17 protein-coding genes, 1 pseudogene and 2 riboswitches are annotated in these 20947 nt (G+C 38.9%); of the genes and pseudogenes, 6 read left to right on the forward strand and 12 right to left on the reverse strand.

The features are described 5' to 3' along the window. The first annotated feature begins 84 nt into the window (after window positions 1-84). A complete protein-coding gene (locus tag ACW2QC_RS11115; protein ID WP_457544044.1) occupies window positions 85-510 on the forward strand; it encodes a hypothetical protein in 426 nt (141 codons plus the stop codon). Window positions 511-791: 281 nt separating this feature from the next. Here the strand turns inward: ACW2QC_RS11115 and arsC are convergent, their stop codons facing one another. The 11 genes and pseudogenes from arsC to megL all read right to left on the reverse strand — a co-directional run bounded on the left by arsC (window position 792) and on the right by megL (window position 13893). Continuing rightward, complete coding sequence (gene arsC, locus ACW2QC_RS11120; protein WP_457544045.1) at window positions 792-1211, reverse strand: arsenate reductase (thioredoxin); 420 nt, start codon at window positions 1209-1211, stop codon at window positions 792-794. Window positions 1212-1240: 29 nt separating this feature from the next. Next, entirely contained in the window at window positions 1241-2539 is a 1299-nt protein-coding gene (locus ACW2QC_RS11125) for an arsenic transporter (protein ID WP_457544046.1), read from the reverse strand. A gap of 14 nt (window positions 2540-2553) precedes the next feature. Beyond that, window positions 2554-2898 carry an ArsR/SmtB family transcription factor gene (locus ACW2QC_RS11130; protein WP_457544047.1) on the reverse strand — a complete coding sequence of 115 codons (345 nt, stop codon included), beginning with the start codon at window positions 2896-2898 and terminating at the stop codon, window positions 2554-2556. Window positions 2899-3084: 186 nt separating this feature from the next. Next, on the reverse strand, window positions 3085-3540 hold the full coding sequence (locus tag ACW2QC_RS11135) for a flavodoxin domain-containing protein (RefSeq protein WP_457544048.1): 456 nt from the start codon (window positions 3538-3540) through the stop codon (window positions 3085-3087). Window positions 3541-3548: 8 nt separating this feature from the next. Beyond that, window positions 3549-4595 (reverse strand): ribonucleotide-diphosphate reductase subunit beta, encoded by a 1047-nt coding sequence (locus ACW2QC_RS11140; RefSeq protein ID WP_457544049.1) that lies wholly within the window; start codon window positions 4593-4595, stop codon window positions 3549-3551. A 22-nt stretch (window positions 4596-4617) separates the two neighbouring features. After that, complete coding sequence (locus tag ACW2QC_RS11145) at window positions 4618-6906, reverse strand: ribonucleoside-diphosphate reductase subunit alpha (protein WP_457544050.1); 2289 nt, start codon at window positions 6904-6906, stop codon at window positions 4618-4620. Window positions 6907-7052: 146 nt separating this feature from the next. Further along, a riboswitch (cobalamin riboswitch) is annotated at window positions 7053-7302 on the reverse strand. A gap of 136 nt (window positions 7303-7438) precedes the next feature. Further along, window positions 7439-8863 carry an alanine/glycine:cation symporter family protein gene (locus ACW2QC_RS11150; protein WP_457544051.1) on the reverse strand — a complete coding sequence of 475 codons (1425 nt, stop codon included), beginning with the start codon at window positions 8861-8863 and terminating at the stop codon, window positions 7439-7441. A 168-nt stretch (window positions 8864-9031) separates the two neighbouring features. Continuing rightward, window positions 9032-9556: an acyl-CoA thioesterase gene (locus ACW2QC_RS11155; RefSeq protein WP_457544052.1), complete on the reverse strand. Its 525-nt coding sequence runs from the start codon at window positions 9554-9556 to the stop codon at window positions 9032-9034. Between the two features lie 32 nt (window positions 9557-9588). Further along, complete coding sequence (gene cls, locus ACW2QC_RS11160; RefSeq protein WP_457544053.1) at window positions 9589-11031, reverse strand: cardiolipin synthase; 1443 nt, start codon at window positions 11029-11031, stop codon at window positions 9589-9591. Between the two features lie 467 nt (window positions 11032-11498). Next, window positions 11499-11839, reverse strand: a pseudogene (locus ACW2QC_RS11165) (transposase); the annotation flags it as partial. 869 nt (window positions 11840-12708) lie between these two features. Then, a complete protein-coding gene (megL, locus tag ACW2QC_RS11170) occupies window positions 12709-13893 on the reverse strand; it encodes a methionine gamma-lyase (RefSeq protein WP_457544054.1) in 1185 nt (394 codons plus the stop codon). Between the two features lie 172 nt (window positions 13894-14065). Between megL and rarD the strand changes: the two genes are divergently transcribed. From rarD to ACW2QC_RS11195, 5 genes are all read left to right on the forward strand, one after another. Beyond that, the gene (gene rarD, locus ACW2QC_RS11175; RefSeq protein WP_457544055.1) at window positions 14066-14980 is read left to right on the forward strand and encodes an EamA family transporter RarD; all 915 of its coding nucleotides are present in this window, start codon (window positions 14066-14068) and stop codon (window positions 14978-14980) included. A 102-nt stretch (window positions 14981-15082) separates the two neighbouring features. After that, a riboswitch (SAM riboswitch) is annotated at window positions 15083-15200 on the forward strand. Between the two features lie 112 nt (window positions 15201-15312). After that, window positions 15313-17067, forward strand: a complete 1755-nt coding sequence (locus ACW2QC_RS11180; RefSeq protein WP_457544056.1) for an aminotransferase class I/II-fold pyridoxal phosphate-dependent enzyme — start codon at window positions 15313-15315, stop codon at window positions 17065-17067. A 33-nt stretch (window positions 17068-17100) separates the two neighbouring features. Next, window positions 17101-18105: a homoserine dehydrogenase gene (locus tag ACW2QC_RS11185; RefSeq protein ID WP_457544057.1), complete on the forward strand. Its 1005-nt coding sequence runs from the start codon at window positions 17101-17103 to the stop codon at window positions 18103-18105. Window positions 18106-18360: 255 nt separating this feature from the next. Continuing rightward, window positions 18361-19260, forward strand: coding sequence for an SGNH/GDSL hydrolase family protein (locus tag ACW2QC_RS11190; protein ID WP_457544058.1), 900 nt, complete (start codon window positions 18361-18363; stop codon window positions 19258-19260). Between the two features lie 10 nt (window positions 19261-19270). Continuing rightward, entirely contained in the window at window positions 19271-19909 is a 639-nt protein-coding gene (locus ACW2QC_RS11195) for a YpmS family protein (RefSeq protein WP_457544059.1), read from the forward strand. Between the two features lie 312 nt (window positions 19910-20221). On the opposite strand, the gene ACW2QC_RS11200 is transcribed toward ACW2QC_RS11195, so the two are convergent. Next, complete coding sequence (locus tag ACW2QC_RS11200) at window positions 20222-20851, reverse strand: hypothetical protein (protein WP_457544060.1); 630 nt, start codon at window positions 20849-20851, stop codon at window positions 20222-20224. Between the last annotated feature and the right edge of the window lie 96 nt (window positions 20852-20947).

Here is a 20947-nt window from a genome sequence, read left to right on the forward strand (position 1 = left end):
GAAAAATCAGCGCCTACTTTTCATAAACGTGCCAGATTGTGAAGTAGTAATATTAGTATTTAAGACTATTCAGGGGGTGAGAAAATGGCGAGGCTAAAGCTATTGATTGGTGTATTGGTTTTAGTGGGGATTATTTTATCGGGGTGTTCAGGAAATGCAAAAGGTGACTGGGAAACAAGTCCAACCTTTACTAACGATAATATGACCTTACATGGAGTACAGGATAAATTCGGGATTGTAAAAGTTAATGGAAAAGGTGATGAACCTGAATTTCCAGTTGATGAAGGCAGACAATATCAGGTTTATTTTTTGGAAAAAGACTTTAACGGTGAAAGGTATAAAATGACCGCAACACATGAGGGCGAGGAAGAAGCCGTAAAACTTTATGAAGCAGATATTGAGGAAAAGCAGAGTGGGGCAAAGCTAGGATTTGATAAAGGTGGGCTTTGGAAAGTTTCCGTTTCAGTTGATGAAAAGCCATATACAGATTTTATTATTAAAGCTGAATAACAAAGTAGATTATACCGCAAACGGGCGCGTTTGTTGCAGATTAACAGGAGGAAATGATCAATCTTTATTATAAAACACACGAAATATTTCACAAAGAATTAACCCGTTTTAATCAATCTTTTTCAAAACGGGTTCTTTTCAATTAACGTAAAATGTGGGTTTGCTTGGTGTTTTTGATCAAACTTTATTCCAAGGCTACAAACATCTCCTTTTGTATTAACATATAACTATTTGCTTATATAGCGGCAGTTAGAATAGCCCTAAAGTCATCTCATGCTATTTTATTCACCTGCTTCCGCAAAGCGTTTCATTCTCTCCCCGATTTCATCTCGTACACGTTGGAAAACTGCCCATTTTTCTTCATCTGTTCCTTCTGCTTTTGCAGGATCGTCAAAACCCCAATGTTCTTTTCTAACATGAGGTGGTGTCATTGGGCATCTATCTTCTGCATCACCACAAAGCGTAACAGCCATATCTGCATTGTTTAATAACTCTGTATCGATAATCTCTGATTTTTGATCAGAGATATCAATCCCAGCTTCCTTCATTGCTTTGACGGCATTCGGATTTAGACCATGTGCTTCAATGCCTGCACTTTTCACCTCCCAATTCTTGCCAAGGTAGTGTTTCGCCCATCCTTCAGCCATTTGGCTCCGGCATGAGTTCCCTGTACATAGAAAATAGATTGTTTTTTTAGCCATTTTAATACTCCTTTGTATTTTCCTGAAAGTTATAAAACAAGTAACGTTAAGAATAATCCTAGTAAGGTGATAAACAGGATTGGAATCGTTAAAATGATCCCAGTTTTAAAATAGGTTCCCCATGAAATTTTTACCCCTTTTTGTGACAACACATGGAGCCACACCAAGGTAGCAAGTGAACCAATTGGTGTGATTTTTGGTCCTAAGTCAGACCCAACCACATTTGCATAAATAAGTGCCTCCTTCACCACACCAGACGTTCCGGTTTCAGCAATTGCTAAAGCATCGATCATAACAGTTGGCATATTGTTCATAATTGAAGATAAAAATGCTGCGACAAACCCCATCACAATCGTAGCTATAAATAAGCCCTGTTCTGCAGCCGCCTGAATTACAGTAGCTAACGCATCCGTAAGCCCGGCATTTCCTAATCCATATACCACTACATACATTCCGATTGAGAAAAATACGATATTCCAAGGGGCTCCCTTAATGACTGCCTTCGTATCAACTGCTTTACTGTTTCTTGCCATAAGGATGAAGAAAATTGCAATGACACCGGCAATAATAGAAACAGGAAGATAAATAAACTCACTTACAAAGTAACCAACAACTAATAAACCAAGAACGTACCATGATAGGTGAAACATTTTTTGATCCTTAATGGCAGTTGCTGGTTCACTTAGTTTAGATACATCATATGATCTCGGAATACTTTTTCGAAAATAAATTAATAGTACAGTTATGGTTGCAGCTAGTGAAAAAAGGTTCGGAATAATCATTCTAGAAGCATATTCCACAAATCCAATTCCAAAGAAATCTGCTGAAACAATATTAACCAAGTTACTTACTACAAAAGGTAGAGATGTTGTATCCGCGATAAAACCACTCGCCATAATAAATGGAAAAATCATTTTTTCTTGGAAATTTAAATTTCGAACCATCGCAAGTACAATGGGTGTAAGTATTAAAGCTGCACCATCATTAGCGAAAAAAGCAGCTACAATTGCACCTAGAATACTTATGTAGACAAACATTTTTGTTCCATTGCCTTTTGCGATTCGGGCCATATGAAGCGCAGCCCACTCAAACAACCCAATCTCATCCAATATAAGTGATATGAGAATAATCGCGACAAAGGCTAAAGTTGCGTTCCAAACGATTTCTGTTACTGCTATTACGTCACTAAATCCAACCACACCTACCAGTAAGGCGAGGATAGCTCCACCAATTGCAGACCATCCAATCGATAGCCCTTTAGGTTGCCAAATTACTAAAACAAGTGTTACTAAAAAGATTAAAATTGCAAGTATAAGCGTTGATGACAAAATATCCCTCCCAATTAACAACAAGTAATTCGAGTGCCTTTTTCTTCTAATTCTTTTAGTTTGTGATCTTGACTGGGCAATTGTTTGAGAATTTGCTGAACAAATGGATAATATTCACTAGTTGTGTTAATGGAATAAAAAATCCACTGCCCTTTTCGCTCTTCTTTGACCAACCCAACATCTCTTAATTTCCTCAGGTGTTGACTAATTGATGGTTGGCTTGTGTTAAAAATCTCAACAAATTCGCAAACACAGCAATCATGAATGTCAAGTATTTTTACCATGGTTAAACGCGTTTTATCGCCTAACAACTTTAGGATCATTGCCGCTTTTTCCATGTCAACTGTAGTTTCCAGCATATTACTCACCTCCATCTCCATATCATCATATAATTAATTGCTTATGTAGTGCAAATTATATACGTTACAGTAGAAAGTTTTTCAAGATTAGGGGGAGGAGTCAATTGATACTAAGCAATCTGTAAAAAGAAAAAACCCCGCGAGTTCTAACTCACAGGGTGTTTCAATTCCGAAAAGTGCCTTTATCTAATTACCTGCAGTCAAGGGCAGGATTTCCTTCTGCAAACATTCCACAAACCGTTTACACTTTTGCACATCATCCTGCTGCGGTCGTAACTCCACTTTCAATGTAACTGCCAAATTTGTCCTAGCATACAACATATCGCGAAATTCATCTACAGCACCACAAAAGTATGGGAAAAAGCTGTCCCCCGTACCAAATACTCCCGTCAGCAAATTTGCTGGGGCTTTTATTTCAATTGTTTCATACAGATCCAGCATTTCCGCCGGAATATTCCCATTTGCCCATGTATAGGTTCCAATTACAATCCCGTCATACTCAGAAATATATTCATGTGGGAAATGCTTTACATGGAAAAGATCAACATGAAAAGACCGCTCCATAAAATTCTGCTGCAAAAGTTCAGCTAATTCCTTTGTATTTCCCGTCACTGACGTATAAACAATCGCAATTCGCATCATGCTCCCTCCTACAACTCTTCAAAGCCATTGGATTGGGTTACTTTGGAGTAAGTGCGTGATTTTTGTTCAAAGAAATCCGATTTGGTCTCATTAATCATTTCATCGCTAAACACATGGATCCACGGCATCGGATTTTTTCTTTCTTCATATAAATTTTTCAATCCTAATTGACGCAGCCGTTTATTGGCAAGGTATTCCAAGTATTGATCAAATTCGTTCAAATCAATTCCCGTAATATCGGCTAATATATAATGCGCCCATTCTTTTTCTAGATCCGTTGCATTGGCAATAGACTGGTAGATATAATCGATATTTTCGTCGGTATTTAATTCCTTGTTCTCGGCCAATAAAATGCGAATAAACTGGGTAATAAAATAGCAGTGTTGCATTTCATCACGCTGAATGTAGCTAATCATGGTACTCGTCTTCAACATTTTTTGTTGCCGTGCTAGGTTATAGAAGAATGCAAAACCCGCATAAAAATAAATTCCTTCTAAATTAATCGAATTTACACCTAGTCTAAATAGGTTTGCTGGTGTCGGGTTATTTCGAAATTCATCATAGCTATCTAATATAAGTTGATTTCGTTTCAAAACAACCGGATCTTTTTTCGCCTGATCAAATCGTTCATTTTGTTCGCGTGTTGGAACTAATGAACTCAAAATATATGAATACGACTCATTATGGACCGCTTCTTGCTGAGAGATCACCGCAAAAATTGCTTTGAAACTGGAATCCGTCACATAATCCATCACCTGACTCATTGTCGGTGTTTGCAAACTATCCAGCATTGCCAATTGTGTATTGATTCGTAAAAAAACATCTTGCTCGGTTGGACTGAGCAAATCCCATTGCTTAATATCATCCTGCATGTTGATCTCTTGGGCCTTCCAAAAGTTCGATAATAGCGCCTGATACAAGTCATACATTTGTGGATAAGCAATATCATTCCAGTTTAATAGTCCAGAAGATTCCCCATTGATAACACCCGTTGATTTATTAGGAGACTCCGGGTTCAACAAATTAATTCGTTTGATTGGTGTATGGATCGTCATTATTTAAAACCTCCCGTTATAATTAACTGTGGCATGCTTCACATTCATCTATTTCTGCTTGTGATGTGCTTCTTACATAATAGGTTGTTTTTAAGCCCCGCTTCCAGGCTTCAACGTGCAAATTCAACAAATCCTTCGCTTTAATGTCATGACGTACATAAAGATTAAAACTAATTCCTTGATCGACGTGCCGCTGACGTGCTGCATTTTGTCTAATACTCCACAATTGATCCAGCTCATGCCGTGATCTTCGGTAATAATTGTACGTAACATGATCCAGATCAGGGGCAGTCACTTTAAATTTAAAGTTCTTTTTCTCCTCGGCATACTCAACAGCATAAATAGGATCGATCCCATCTGTTGACCCACCAATTTTTGCAGTCGATGAATTGGGTGCTACAGCCATTAACCAGCCGTTACGGATGCCATGCTTCGCCACATTGTCCCGCAACTCTATCCAGCGATCCGCTTTATACCCTTTCCGCTCAAAATAATCACCAGTTTGCCATTCTGATCCAACAAACTTACTGTACGTTCCTTTTTCCTTTGCAAGTTCCATTGACGATTGAATTGCATAATAAGCAATATCTTCATATAGTTCATCTGCATACACAACCGACTGATCTGACTCCCAATAAATCCCCTGTTGCGCAAGCAGGTGATGCCATCCGAATGTACCTAGACCAACCGCCCGATACGTTTGATTCGTTACTTGAGCTTGTCCAACTTTAACCGTGTTCAAATCAATCACATTATCAAGCATCCGCATCTGAATCGGTATCAATCGTTCCAAAACACCTGCTTCAACAGTCCGCGCGAGATTAACCGACGATAAATTACACACAACAAAATCACCTGGTTTACGAACGATCACGATATTTCCTTGCTCATCCTGATATTCGTTGGTAATGGTTGTTGCCGACATATTCTGCATAATTTCCGTACATAAATTGCTACAATAAATTGCTGTTCGACCTTTTCCACGCACATGTTTATTCGGATTTTGTCGATTCGCCTCGTCTCGATAAAACATGTACGGTGTCCCAGTCTCTAATTGGGCAACCATAATCCGTGCCATGATATCCATTGCTCGATATGTTTTTCTTGGTAAAAGTGGATGATTAACCGCCTCTTCATATTTCTCTGTAAAATAGCTCCGATCTGATTCATCGTAAAAATCCTCTAAACCAAGTGCAGCACCATTTTCATCCTTCCAGCCCATCATTTGTTTCACCTGATGTGGGCAAAATGTATGCCATTCGCCAATACTTCTCCCGTTCTCATCAACTTCTTGCAACTTTTTCATAAATAAATCAGGAATGGCTACACCTGTAAAAATATCATGGGCTTTACGGCGTTCATCACCATTGTTTGTTTTCAAATCAAGGAATCCATCCATTATGTCTTTATGGAAAACATCTAGATAAATAGCTACCGCGCCTTGTCGCTGCCCAAGCTGATCGACACTGACTGCAGTATCATTCAAAAGGCGAATCCATGGAACAACGCCAGATGAATTTCCTTTAAACTTTTTAATATCTGATCCAAGTGCTCTTACCTTTCCGTAATAAGCACCAATTCCGCCGCCGTCCTTGCTGAGCCTAGCAATATCCCAGTTGTTTAGATAAATACCATCAAGCGAATCATCGACTGTGTCTATAAAACACGATGAAAGCTGGCCAAAACTTTTGCCCGCATTGGCGAGGGTTGGGGTAGCTACTGTCATGTATAAATTACTCATTGCCCAATAAGCCTCTTTGATCAATTCAAGCCGCTTCTCCTCGGCCTCATCCTTCATCAGTGTCATTGCAATAATCATGAACCGTTCTTGCGGGAGTTCGTAAATATTACGGTCATGATCCCGTGTTATGTAACGATCAGCAAGTAAAAAGAGGCCAATATAATTGAACAGTTGATCACGCTCAGGAATAATCTCCCTTCCTAATGCTATTATTTCTTCTTTGGAATAACAGTTTACTAGATTGGACGAATAAATCCCCTTTTCAGTTAGCACCTTAATTAATCTATGAAAATCGCTATAACGCTGTTCCGGATGATACCCACGGTTTTCAGCTGCCTCTTGATAGAGTTCATTTAAATACATACGCGCCGCTACAAACGTCCAGGCAGGTTCATCCATGGCAATATTATTTAATGCATAAAATAATGCGTGCTGATTTACATCCGCTTTTGAGCTATTTAGTTGGTTGATTTGCTGTTTCACTTCACGAACATCTAGCCCATATGTTTCAGCAGCTATATCAATTTGTTCCAGTACATCATTAATCTCAGTAGATGTTTTTGTCATCATACGTTAATCGCTCCCTTTTCGTTTTAGAGAATTAAAAAATCCACTCAACTACTAATTGAGTGGATGAAATGACAGCAGTTAAAAAGCATACAGAAGTCCTGTGTGCACTATAACTATCATCTCATCTTCTCAATCCCCGAAGAAGTTGAAATTTCTTAAGCAAGACAGGTCTACTGACTAATGCTTCACCCTACTCCTGAGCCCTTCCCATATAAGAAGCCGTTTAAAAATCACCAAATCGAATTGCTTCGTTTCTAATTTGGAAACCTTCTGAACGTCTATACTTATACAGTGGTTTTGCTCATTTTCGTCAGCATTTACAGTTGCGGGGGCAGTTCTGGGTTTTCACCAGATTCCCAATTAAGCCGAATGGCGTCTACGCTTAAGGCAAATACTATATATGGTTTTATCGACATTTTAATACACAATATATTGTAAATCATGTCTAAGTTCATACTAAATGAATTCTTCCCTTTTAGCAAGGGTAAAACAAAAAACTGCCTACTCATTAAAAGTAGACAGTCCACAATACTTATTTATCTACATGACTCGCCTTATCTCGATCCCAGAATTCAACACCGGAATCATCATCCAATGCATCTTTATAAAAGACTGGATCCTTACCAGCTTTTCGTTGCCTTTGATAATCTTGTAAAACACGGTTGGCAATTTTGAACAACCTGGTAATCGCGTAAAGGTTAATAAGTGCCATAATCGCCATTGTCAAATCCGCTAGTGCCCATACAAGGTCGAATGTTGCAATAGCACCAAAGACAACCATCGCCAGTACTGCAATTCGATAAATAAACAAGCCGAATTTGCTGTCTTTTACATATCCGATATTATTTTCACCGTAATAATAGTTACCTAAAATGGAGCTATAAGCAAACAGGAATATCGCAATTGCAATAAATATTGATGCCCAGTCACCGATATGAAATCCAAATGCATTTTGGGTCAACTGGATACCATCGAGCTTGCTTCCCTCATAACCACCAGCTGAAATAATAATAAACGCTGTTGCACTACAGATTAAAATGGTATCAAAGAAAACACCTAATGCTTGGATTAAACCTTGTTTAGCTGGATGTGTTACTTCAGCAGTTGCTGCCGCATTTGGAGCACTACCCATACCAGCCTCATTCGAGAATAATCCCCGTTTAATCCCCATCATGATTGCCGCACCGAATCCACCGCCGGCTACTTCACGAATACCGAATGCATTTTCAAAAATTAACGCAAGCAAATCTGGTATTGCCGTAATGTTTACAATCAGTATATAAATCGCAATAAAGATATATATAATTGCCATAATCGGAACAATAATTTGTGTTACATTAGCAATGCTCTTTAGGCCACCAAAAATAACAATTGCTGTTAGCAAGACCAAAATAACAGCCATATACCCTTGCTTAAAGTCAAATTCCCCAGAAAAAGCTAAGCTTATCGTATTGGATTGAACGGAATTAAATACGAGACCATATGTGAACGTAATCGTTATAGCAAAAATAATTCCCAGCCAACGATTGTTCAGTCCCTTTTCCATGTAATAGGCTGGACCACCACGATATTGATTTTTCTCTGGAACTTTGTAAACTTGTGATAATGTACTCTCAACAAACGCTGACGCTGATCCAAGCAAGGCAATCAGCCACATCCAAAAAACAGCACCAGGACCACCTGCAGCTACTGCGGATGCGACACCTGCAAGGTTTCCAGTCCCCACCCGTGATGCAGCACTAATAGCAAATGCTTGGAATGAAGACGTCCCCTTTTTTCCTTCTGCACTCATTGTACGTTTATCAAATAAAACTCGAAACATTTCACGAAATAGGCGAAATTGAACAAAGCGGGTCTTAATTGTGAACCATAAGCCCAAACCGATTAATACGATAATCAGGACGTATGACCACAATACCTCGTTAATATCGCCTACTAAATTTTCAATGAAACCCATGGTGAAATTTCTCCCTTCGAATCTTATGAAACCCTTTACAGTCTTGTTCCTTTTACACTTCCCTAATTTCAGAAAAGGAAAACAAGAATCATAAGAAACAAGCTTTTGCCTCTTGTAGCATTTTATAATTGTATCTTATTCTTTTTTTCTGTACAAATTTTTGTTAATTCATGCTTTTCGGCAATTCCATGGATATGCAGTACCGAAACTTTTAGCCAGTTCCTTTGAATGCTGCCTTCCCTTTTTTCGTTGGGCAGCCCGCTCTGATGCATATTTATGCAATTGTTTCTCTTGCTCCGTTTCTGGATAAACATCAGGGACAGGAACTGGGCTTCCGTTCTCGTCAACTGCAACAAACGTTAAAAAGGCAGTAGTACATACTTCTCTTTCGCCAGATAATAAGCTTTCCGTCACAGCTTTCACAAATACCTCCATAGACGTATTATGTGTCCAAGTGACAAAAGCTTCCACACAGATCGAATCTCCTTCTTTTACCGGTGATAAGAAGTCTACTGAGTCCATTGATGCTGTTACAACTGGTAGCCTTGCATGGCGTACAGCGGCCAATGCTGCAACGTCATCAATGTGTGCCATTAATTTACCTCCAAATAATGTTCCATGATTGTTCGTATCTGGTGGTAATACATGTGATGTTTTAACTGCTAGTGAATTGGAACACGGTTTTCTTTCCATTTTTCTTCCTCCTACATAATTAAGTAACAAGATTACAATATCGGTGATAACAAACGTGATAAAGATTCCTTGAAGCGAATTCCCAATGATCGTTTTTCATATAATTTCTTTGTCATTTGCGTTGAAAGTGTAATGTCATGATTAAATGCCTCGACTAACTTCTCAGCTAAAATGGAATCATATAAAAATGCATTCACTTCAAAATTGAGACGGAAACTACGTACATCAATATTTGCAGTCCCAACTGAGGCAATTTTGCCATCGACAATAATCGTCTTCGCATGCAAAAAGCCATTCTGATAAATATAGACCTCCGCACCGGCGTTAAGTAAATCACCGATGTAGGATAACGTTGCCCAATAAACGAATGGATGGTCCGGCTTATTCGGAATCATGATTTTAATATTCACGCCAGATAGGGCCGCTATTCGCAGTGCATCGCGTAGGCTCTCATCAGGGATAAAATATGGTGTTTGAATATACACATATTGCTTGGCTGATAAAATCATTTTAATATAACCATTTTTTATTTGTTCCCATTCTGAATCCGGACCACTGGAGACAATTTGAATGCCAACATCCCCTGCTGGAACCGCTGCATAATAGCGATCTTCGTATAAAATATCATTCCGTGATGCTTGGTTCCAATCTAAAATAAATCGAGTTTGCATGTTTTTTACCGCATCCCCCGTTACACGTAAATGGGTATCACGCCAGTAACCAAACTTTTTGGCCTTGCCAAGGTATTCATCCCCGATATTAAATCCGCCAATGTAGCCAATCTTCCCATCGATAATTGCCAGCTTTCGGTGATTACGATAATTAATTTTAAAATTTACCTTAGGAATCTTTGGTGGGAAAAAAGCTTCCACTTGCCCCCCAGCATGACGAATCCGTTTGATAAATTTCCTCTTTAATGTTCTTGATCCCATATCATCATAAAGAACACGAACCTCAACACCTTCATTTGCCTTTTTAACTAGCACATCCGCAATCCGCTGGCCAAGTTGGTCATAACGGATAATATAGTACAACAAATGGATGTGGTCAGTCGCTGCCTCTAAATCACGGAGCAAGGCTGCAAATTTTTCTTTCCCATCCGTGTATATCTCTACCCTGTTATCTTGTGTAAATATCGCATCATTATTTCGTAAATGTAAAAAATATAAGTCCTTATATGCGGCTATATCCGGATGTTTAAATATGAAGCGATTTTCCTCAAGTGCCCGAAGTTGTGACTGTACAGACTTTTTAACACCTAGTCTGCTTTTCGTATCCCATGTAAATATCCGCTGTCTGCTTAAATTTTTGCCAAATATTAAATACAAAAAGAAGCCAGCTATCGGAATAAATAGCAATACCATTAGCCATGCCCATGTCGATTGGGCATCCTTACGTTCAAGGAAAACAATTGTCAGGGCCAATGCAATATTAAAAATAAGGACAAAGCTTATAAAATAAGGAACGAAAACCACAGAGACCCACTCCTTCCTCCCAGAACATACCATTTTTGCATTCCCAATCTAATATAGCATATAATTCCAACTCAAGTTCCTCTAACTTTCTATTGTATACCAGTAGTTGTAAAAAACAAAGGACATAATTACGTAGCCAACCTATCCTGAATGCGGACAAACGTGGACATTATTGATGTTAGCATTCCTTTGAAACCACCACATATGCAAAGCAATTAAAGTAAAAACATGAACATATTTTTTGGGGCAGTAAAAAATGCCTTACAGTATAAAAAGCCGGTTAAAGGATGTGTTACAATTTACTTGGATAATACTGGACTAAGTATTATTGCAGGCTAATCCTAATTTATTATTCATTCCATGCTTGTTCTCTCTTATTTCTTATGTAATGGAGAGAATAATTAGGTACTGCTGAACGATTTTTAAACAGCCCATTCTCGTTCCATCGAAATGTGCTGGAAAAATGATATCGCTTCATTTAGCTGGTTGATAACGTTGGCATCAAGCCGTTTACGAAAGTGCGTCATCATGGAAGGATCAAAAGGTGCCTTCTCCTGGAATTCGGGAAGACCGATGAAGTATTGCAGATACGGCTTTTCGGTGATCTCTTCCACTGTATCCCGGTCACCAGTCCTTTGCGCTGTTGAATGTATAAGGATCCAAGAGCCATGTGGATACTAAACGCTTGCTGACCGAGTAAAGAAGGCTTCATCGTCTTAGCATATTGTTCTTCAAATTTCCATCAGGGAATAAGATTAGCCAGGACAACCCAACGATTATTTCTATTCAATTTGCCGCCAAATGGCAGGAAAAAGTCATCCGGGAGAACAAGCTGATTTTCTGCATTTTATACATGTAGAATACCTCCAGGTGCAAGGATTTTATACCGATTCTCAAAATATACCTTACACCTATATTCGACATAAGGTGGCAAAAGTCCTAGTTATAGGGTTTTTTTAAGTGTTCAGCAGTCCCTAATTAGTAGAAAAGAATAAAATCCAGCAAGGTTAAAGAATAGAAATTTAAAGAGTGGGGAATACAACTAAAAAAATTGGATATTGCTTGAGATCAATATTGACAGGGATTGATAAAGGTTATTGAGCAAAAGAAAAAAACTAGACCCATTTACTGGATCCAGCTTGTATTTGTATTAATCACGATGAACGTATACCTCTAAATTACTTGATAGGGCATTAACAACAGAAGCACCAACTCCGTGCAAACCACCAGATACCGATTGAATAATAATTGGAATTCATTTGGTATACATCGTTTTCTCCTGCCCCAACTCCCTATTAGATAGGTACCGACCAATTAGCAGCGAGACAACTCTGTCACTTTAAAAGGTAAAGAAAAACCATAGTTAAAAGAAGAAGGTAATATATGCTGATAACATAAATAGGATAAGAAAAATAATTAAGTAGGTAGTTTCTCTTTTCTTATTTACATTGTCAAATAAAAGTATTTTCGACCATAGGTAAATAATTACAAAAACTGAAGTAATCAACAATGACATTCCTGATGGATCGAATTTATTTAAGTACTGAGTAAAAATGGTATATAGGATTAGGTATGATAATAAAAGAATCATTCCTTTAAAAGCAGAATTCAAACCAAAAACTTTTTTAAGAATATCCTTTTTGATCATGTCATTGCCTGCCTCCTATATTAAGAATATCAGATGGAATTTAACGCTTGTTCTAGGTCATTCCAAATATCTTCCCAGGCTTCTAGTCCTACAGATAGGCGAATTAATTGGTCGGTGATTCGCATCTCGCGTCGGAATTCTTCTGGAATAACCGCATGGGTCATTGATGCTGGATGCTCGATTAATGTCTCTGCGTCACCAAGGCTGACCGCAATTTTTAAAAAGGATAACGCATTTAACATTTTTTGGGCATCTTGCTTCATTCCCTTAATTTCAAAGGAAATAACTCCTCCACCACGCTTCATCTGTTTTTCCCTAATTGGATAATCGGGATGTGACGTATCATTTGGGTAATAAACATTTGCTACTTTAGGGTGTTTGCGCAATTTCTCAAAAATCTTTTCGGCATTATCACAGTGGCGATCAAGTCGGATTGGCAACGTTTTTAACCCACGCAATAATAACCAAGCATCAAATGGCGAGATAATTCCTCCAATATCCTTTTGTGTCGTCATTTGCACGGAATCCAAAAACTCCTTCTTCCCAACAACAAGGCCTGCAACTACATCGCCATGGCCACCGATATATTTTGTTGCACTATGAATGACCACATCACACCCTAGCTCTAGCGGGCGTTGTAAATACGGAGATGAAAATGTATTATCAACAACAACGGGTATATCAAATTCCTTAGCAACTTGTGCAACCATTTCCAAATCAATCAATTTCATCGTTGGATTGATTGGTGTTTCCACGTATATACAAGCTGTTTCTGGTTTAATTAACGATCGTAGCTCCTCACTCGTCTCCATCTGAGAAAAGTCATGCGTAATTTGGTACTTTTCCTGCATCATGGTTAACAGTCCAAACGTACAACCGTAAAGACCCGATGAACAAACAATATGGTCATTCGCTTTTGTTAATGCAACTAACACAGCAGATACAGCCGCCATTCCAGAACCAAATGCCAGCCCACGTTCCCCACCTTCCAGTGCAGCAATTCGCTCTTCTAACACTGTTACCGTTGGATTGCCTAAACGCGAATAAATGTAACCATCTTCATCTCCAGCAAATCTACGTTCTCCTTGTTCTGCCGTATCAAATGTATACGTAGATGTTTGGAATAGTGGTGTAGTTAAACTGCCTAACATATCTTTGGCATCGTATCCTTCATGTATGACCGATGTTTCAAACTTATTGTATTTTTTTGGCATCCCCATTCTCCCCTTTAAATCTGTTTATCTACCTCTATCATAACGGAAACCCATCATTTTTGAAAGCGTTTTCCAATATTTATATAGGCGTCTTAATTGCTTTTTTTAAAGTAAACTTCTAGAATTGTCTTACTTTATTTGAATCGTTTTTAGATAATTGGGGGAGTACAATATGAATCGTTCAGAAGAGAAAATGGGGATTATCTACACCGCTTTCGCTTATTTGCTTTGGGGATTCTTACCAATTTATTGGAAGCTAGTAAAAACTGTCCCTGCTGGCGAAATCCTTGCACATCGAATTGTCTGGTCATTCCTTTTTATGGTCGTTGTTATTTTACTTTTGCGGAAAAGTTCTGGATTCATTGCAGAGTGTAAAGTGATTTTAAAAGACAAAAAGAAATTATTGGGCATCACATTTGCCTCCATTGTCATCAGTATCAACTGGTTAACTTATATTTGGGCGGTAAATAATGATCATGTTATCCAGGCAAGCTTAGGGTATTACATTAACCCACTTGTCAGTATTTTGCTGGGAATCATTGTTTTAAAGGAGCGGTTAACGCGAAAACAGTTATTATCGTTTGTTATCGCTGGGATCGGTGTCATTAACCTTACTGTCAGCTATGGCGTTTTTCCCTGGGTATCGTTACTACTGGCAGTAAGTTTTGGCCTGTATGGATTGCTGAAAAAAACAGTTGATATCAGTGCCATGTTCGGCTTAGCAATTGAAACATTAATTGTAACTCCAATTGCACTTATTTATTTACTAGCAATACCGAATGGTGCATTTGCTTTTAATAACATTTTTACTAGTACATCACTTTTATTAATTGGTGCGGGTGTTGCAACAGCTGTCCCGCTTTTATTATTTGCAAGTGGGGCAAAGCAAATTCCTTTATCCATGGTTGGCTTTTTGCAGTATATTGCACCAACCATCATGTTGATCCTTGGTGTCTTTCTCTACCATGAAACATTTTCAACGGCACATTTGCTATCATTCTCGTTAATTTGGATTGCCCTCATTATTTACATGGGCTCCGCTCAGCGCCGACCTGTTAAAAAAGTACAAAAGCGGGCTTCTAGTTAAGTAAGTACCGGCAAGAGTTTAAACTTTTCTAAAAAAAGGTGTTGACGAACATACGAAATCAGTATATAATTCTTGTTAAATTAAATTTTCAAATATTTTAATCTCTTATCAAGAGCGGTGGAGGGAATAGGCCCTGTGAAGCCCGGCAACCATCAGGCTAGTACGCTAGCTGTGAAAGGTGCTACATCCTACAGGTCAATCATGATCTGGAAGATAAGGGGAGGAACCGTAAACGATACGCCCTCTTCTTAGGAAGAGGGCTTTTTATATCCCCTCCTCTCCCATCCAATTTGACCGTTCGTTTTCACCACATTCATAAGGAGGAATTATTTATGGCAAACTTTCATTTTCACGATCAAGAAACCGTATTACTTCATGGGGGGCAGGAACCAGATCCAACAACCGGTTCACGTGCAGTACCAATTTACCAAACAACATCATACGTCTTCCGCGACACAGAGCATGCCCAAAATTTATTTGCCCTGCAGGAACCAGGCAACATTTACACACGAATCGGTAATCCTACTGTCGATGTCTTTGAACAGCGTTTGGCACAGCTTGAAGACGGTGTAGCCGCTGTTGGTGTATCATCTGGAATGTCTGCGATTACGTTGGCAATTTTAAATCTGGCTGGTTCAGGTGATGAGATTGTTGCTGACAGCAATTTGTACGGTGGAACCTATAACCTGTTTGCAACAACATTGCCCCGCTACGGGATCACGGTAAAATTCGTCGATGGTACTGATCTTGAAGAAATCCGCGGTGCAATTACAACGAAAACAAAGGCGATTTTTGGAGAAATAATCACAAATCCAAGCCTTAACGTACTTGATGTTAAGGCCGTAGCAGAGATTGCGCACGAAAACGATATTCCCTTAATTGTTGACAACACATTCGCAACACCATATATTACCCGGCCAATAACCTGGGGTGCTGATATTGTTGTACATTCTGCAACGAAATGGATTGGCGGACACGGAACAACCATTGGCGGAATCGTTGTTGATGGCGGGCGGTTCAATTGGGATAATGAGAAATTCCCAGGGTTTACCGAACCAGATGAAAGCTATCACGGTATTCGCTACGCTGACATCGGTCCCGCAGCCTTTGCAACAAAATTACGGGTACAGCTCTTACGCGATATTGGTGCATGCCTAAGCCCACAGAATGCATTTTTACTATTACAAGGGCTTGAAACATTGCACTTACGCGTGGAACGCCACAATAAAAATGCCGAAGAAGTTGCGACATATTTACAAGACCATCCGGCTGTTGAATGGGTTAATTACCCTGGTCTAGCCAGTCACCCATCACATCAATTAGCCAAAAAATATTTACAAAACGGGTTCGGCTCGATTATTACATTTGGTATCAAAGGTGGGCGTGAGGCAGGAAGAAAATTGATTGACGGCATTACAATCTGGTCCCATGTAGCAAACGTTGGCGATGCCAAATCATTAATTATCCATCCGGCTTCAACGACACACCAGCAATTAAGCCCAGCAGATTTACAACAGAGTGGTGTTACAGAGGAGCTTGTACGTCTCTCCATTGGTATTGAGCGGGTACATGATATTTTAGTTGACCTGGATCAGGCAATTGCTAAAGCAACCGATCACAAAGCCTTATTCAGTGAAACAAACGAAGATGCTGTAAAATGGCTGCTTTCTTCCCCTTTTGCCCGTGAGGCAGGGAATATCAGAAAGAAAGTCATTGCGGTAATCGGCAATGAAACGAACAATCTAAATAAAAATGCTACTAAACTAAAACAATTAGGCTTTCAAATTGTCCCGATTTCCAACCAAGAACAAACAAACAGTCAGGAAAAGGCGTATGCGCAGCTTAGCGATGTTCCATTTGACGTTGATGCCGTCTGGTTGGTTGAAGGTACATTACCATCAGGTACAATTGAGCAATTCATCAACAAACAAGGGAAAATACTTTGGGTTGAGAATCCGGACGTATCTGATCAAACAGTAGAAAATGCCAAGGCTGCTGGCATCAAGGTCATCACTAGGTTAAATCCTTACGATGAATTTGTCCGCTTACGAGGAAATGCGACAGTACAAGAAACTGTTGAGGTCTAACAGAACAATTACGAGAACAGGAGGTAAACATTCATGAAAACATTGTCAGTTGCAATCCTTGGCTTCGGTACAGTCGGCCGTGGTGTTTACGAAACGATTCAAAAACAGCAGCAGCGTTTGCAACAAATTGTGGGTACTCCTGTTCAAGTAGTTACTATCGTAATCGAACATCTGAAAAAGCATAAGGAAATCGCTCAGGATATCCACGTTACAACAGATATTAATGCAGTTATCACAGATCCAAACATTGATGTTGTGTTTGAAGCAATTGTTGGCAGAGAACCGGCGCACACCTATTTAACACAATGTATAAAAACTGGTAAACACGTGATTACAGCCAACAAGGTAATGTTTGCAACGCATGGAAAGGAACTAAAGAACCTTGCAGCAACCCATCACGTAAAAATTGGGTTTGAAGCTACAACAGCTGGTGGAATACCGATCATCCAAACGATCCAACAATTGCTTAACATCAATCATATCCAAAGCGTACAGGCGATCCTAAATGGAACTTCAAATTATATTTTAACGGAAATGAGGGAATCGGGTACCTCTTTTCCAAATGCTCTAAGGCAAGCACAAAATGCAGGTTATGCAGAATCCGATCCAACAAATGATATTGAGGGGTACGATGCATTTTATAAACTCATGATCCTGAGCGAGCTTATTTTCGATAAACAACCAACATGGAAAGCTGTCAAACGAACAGGTATTGCAGACATTACGCCAGAAATGCATAGACAGCAAGCACGAACCAATCAACGCATAAAACATGTTGCTGAAATCAAGCTGGTAAATAACAGCATACATGCTAAAATCGAACCTATTGCAATATCCGAGAGCCATCCGCTGTATGCAATTGAGGGTGTTAACAATGCCATTTACATGGAAACGGATATTGTTGGTCCATTAACATTAACAGGACCAGGCGCTGGCTCACTTCCTACTGCGAGTGCGGTGCTTGAAGACTTCTGTCAAATTTGGAAACAGCATAAGAGCAGCTTGAAAACCAATGAAACAGCGATAGCCATCCAATAAGCACAATGATACAATCTGGCTAAACAGCAGAAATGTTGTTTAGCCTCTTTTTGCTTTATCCCCCGTCACGCACCACCGCTAGTACCATCCGCATACATTATTAATAGAAATGTAAAGAAATTGAAATCAAATTACATGATATACTTGCCTATGAAAATGGGTAAGCATATAATATTGAAAGAATAAAATTGTGAATTCATAGATAAGAAAAACCTTCATATATAATAACGATAACTCAGCATAGGTGTGATCGACATGCAACGAAAGATTACGATTGGCTTCATTATTTTATTTTTACTTGGCATTGCCGCCCTTTTTATATTTACCGGAACCGAAACACCTTCAAACGATACAACCAGCAAACCAACATCTTCAAAACAAGAAGGCTCTCCAGAAAAGAACGATGAGGCTACTGTAGAACAAGATCAAGATGAGAAAGAAGAACCTGAAAGTAAAAATGTTTCAGGACAACTAAAAACGTTTGTTGAGGATACCGTTAAAAGCACAATCGGCTACTTCAAAAATAAAGAAACGCATTTTGTGGCAATTGGTGATTCCCTGACACAAGGTGTTGGTGATACAACAGGTGATGGTGGTTATGTGGGAATCTTAAATAAAAGCCTTAATAAAAACAATCAATTGGTAGAGTTCGAGAATTACGGCAAGCGTGGCAATCGTTCGGATCAATTACTAAAACGCCTCGACAAACCGGAAATTGCCACCTCCATCAAGCAAGCAGATATAATTGCTATTACAATTGGGGCAAATGATATTATGAAAGTATTGAAGGAGAACTTCAGTAATTTGTCATACAAAGATTTTGCCCAAGAGCGGGATAATTATAAACATCGGCTAACTACGATTTTTGACAAAGTAACAGAATTAAATCCTGATGCTAATGTTTATTTATTGGGATTTTATAACCCATTTGCAAAATACTTTCCGGAGATCAAAGAACTTAGCACTATCGTTAAAGATTGGAACACAACCGGTAAAAATGTTGCAAAGGAGTATGAAAATGTTACGTTTATACCGACAATAGATCTATTCGCCAATAGTGATGTTGACTTGTTTGCTGAAGACAATTTTCATCCAAACACGCACGGCTATAAACTAATGGCAAAGCGAGTGCTGGAATACCTTATAGAAGGGTGAACTATTTATTATGACGGAAAGAAAAACAAATAAACCACCAAAAAATAAATGGAGACGATTATTTTATAGCTTACTTACACTGAATGTGATCATTATCGGTTTGTTGGCCCTCTTCATCTTCTGGCCCGTCTCCGAAACAGCAGTGCCTGACTCAAAAACGGAGGCCACACAAGAAAGCTCTGAATTTGTCGTACGTACAACGAAAGAAAATCTCAATGAATTAGTTAATGCCTATATCGATAAACTGCTAAATGACTCAGAGCACAACTACAGGATTTCACTTGAAGATGATGTGCATTTAATTGGCGAACTGCCTGTGTTTTCGACTACTGTTCCACTGTCCGTTCACCTGGAGCCAATCATCCAGGATAATGGAAATGTCACCTTAAAACAGAAGTCAATCTCCATCGGCTTATTGGAGCTGCCAAACCAGAAGATAATGGAGTACATGAAAAAATACTTACCAATGCCAGAATGGGTAACAGTCAATCCAAAAGATGAAGAGATCTATGTAGCGGTTAATGAAATGGATATTAAAAGTAATTTTCATGTAAGTATCGAGCGGTTTGATTTAGGTGCTAATGATTTAGCATTTAAAATTAAAGTCCCCTATAAAACATTGGGAATTGAATTAGCTAAGTTTTATTAACAGAAAACAGTGAGTGTGCTTTGATCACGCTCACTATTTTTACGCTTGCATAGACTTACAACTGCTCCCAGCATCTTTTGAATCGAAGTTACTTGGCACCAAGGGGAAGACATCGGCCCGTAAGACAAAACATCAGCCCGTAAGCTAGAACATCAGCCCATAAGACAAAACATCAGCCCGTAAGCAAGAACATCAGCCCGTCAGCTAGAACATCAGCCCGTAAGACAGAACATCGGCCCGTAAGCAAGAACGCATTCCTTTATCAAAACACCCATAAGAAAAGAACCATTCACAACGCGGTGAATGGTTCTTCTACCGGATGACAAAACGTTTAACTTTTTCAGAAAGTAAATAGATAAATGATTGCTTTGTTAACGATTGTTCTCCTTTAATTAATTTGCGCTCGGTTGCTTGCATACACTGCTGATAATCCCCTAGTTTCCCTTGGTATATTAATTGTAGACCAACATGATTTCGGATATCTGCTGGTGTGACGAAACAAGGTGGTTTTGTTACTTGAAAAGCCTCCGTTTCTCGTAAAACCGTTGCAACAAATTGTGAGCAGAATAAGGCATTTTCCCGTTCAATTTCAATTCTTAGCAAAACCCCAATTAACCCAAGAAAATTATACTTATAGTTATTCTTTTGTGCCTCAATTTCCTTTATTTTCTGCTCTATCTTTTCGCAATCGCTCGCAGACAGCTGATATGCATATATGGCACAACTTGAATCTTTAAGAAAATCACTGCGAATATCTTCTCTGACAAATCCACCGATAAAGGGATTTCTAGGTCGTTTTCTCCCGAAGCTATATACTTCTCGTAAATCATGATCAAACGAAATGGATACATGATTCAATGATTGCTTCGTGCAATAATTAATTGCACGGGCTAAATAAGTACCTGTATCCGTAAAGAGAAAATAAATCGTTCTTTCTCCCATATTGTTCTCCTCCGTTAACTTAGTTTAACAAGGATAGCTGATCGCTAAAGCTAGAAAATGTAGTGTTGATTAATTGTTACATATTTTCTTAAAAAA

It is taken from the genome of Virgibacillus sp. FSP13, from assembly GCF_054048505.1.

What these genes read in the sequence shown, in the direction of transcription:
- ACW2QC_RS11115 (WP_457544044.1), top strand. Translation starts at nt 85, where the DNA reads ATGGCGAGGCTAAAGCTATTGATTGGTGTATTGGTTTTAGTGGGGATT.
- arsC (WP_457544045.1), bottom strand. Translation starts at nt 1,211, where the DNA reads ATGGCTAAAAAAACAATCTATTTTCTATGTACAGGGAACTCATGCCGG.
- ACW2QC_RS11130 (WP_457544047.1), bottom strand. Translation starts at nt 2,898, where the DNA reads ATGCTGGAAACTACAGTTGACATGGAAAAAGCGGCAATGATCCTAAAG.
- ACW2QC_RS11135 (WP_457544048.1), bottom strand. Translation starts at nt 3,540, where the DNA reads ATGATGCGAATTGCGATTGTTTATACGTCAGTGACGGGAAATACAAAG.
- ACW2QC_RS11140 (WP_457544049.1), bottom strand. Translation starts at nt 4,595, where the DNA reads ATGACGATCCATACACCAATCAAACGAATTAATTTGTTGAACCCGGAG.
- ACW2QC_RS11145 (WP_457544050.1), bottom strand. Translation starts at nt 6,906, where the DNA reads ATGATGACAAAAACATCTACTGAGATTAATGATGTACTGGAACAAATT.
- ACW2QC_RS11150 (WP_457544051.1), bottom strand. Translation starts at nt 8,863, where the DNA reads ATGGGTTTCATTGAAAATTTAGTAGGCGATATTAACGAGGTATTGTGG.
- ACW2QC_RS11155 (WP_457544052.1), bottom strand. Translation starts at nt 9,556, where the DNA reads ATGGAAAGAAAACCGTGTTCCAATTCACTAGCAGTTAAAACATCACAT.
- megL (WP_457544054.1), bottom strand. Translation starts at nt 13,893, where the DNA reads ATGCCAAAAAAATACAATAAGTTTGAAACATCGGTCATACATGAAGGA.
- rarD (WP_457544055.1), top strand. Translation starts at nt 14,066, where the DNA reads ATGAATCGTTCAGAAGAGAAAATGGGGATTATCTACACCGCTTTCGCT.
- ACW2QC_RS11180 (WP_457544056.1), top strand. Translation starts at nt 15,313, where the DNA reads ATGGCAAACTTTCATTTTCACGATCAAGAAACCGTATTACTTCATGGG.
- ACW2QC_RS11185 (WP_457544057.1), top strand. Translation starts at nt 17,101, where the DNA reads ATGAAAACATTGTCAGTTGCAATCCTTGGCTTCGGTACAGTCGGCCGT.
- ACW2QC_RS11190 (WP_457544058.1), top strand. Translation starts at nt 18,361, where the DNA reads ATGCAACGAAAGATTACGATTGGCTTCATTATTTTATTTTTACTTGGC.
- ACW2QC_RS11195 (WP_457544059.1), top strand. Translation starts at nt 19,271, where the DNA reads ATGACGGAAAGAAAAACAAATAAACCACCAAAAAATAAATGGAGACGA.
- ACW2QC_RS11200 (WP_457544060.1), bottom strand. Translation starts at nt 20,851, where the DNA reads ATGGGAGAAAGAACGATTTATTTTCTCTTTACGGATACAGGTACTTAT.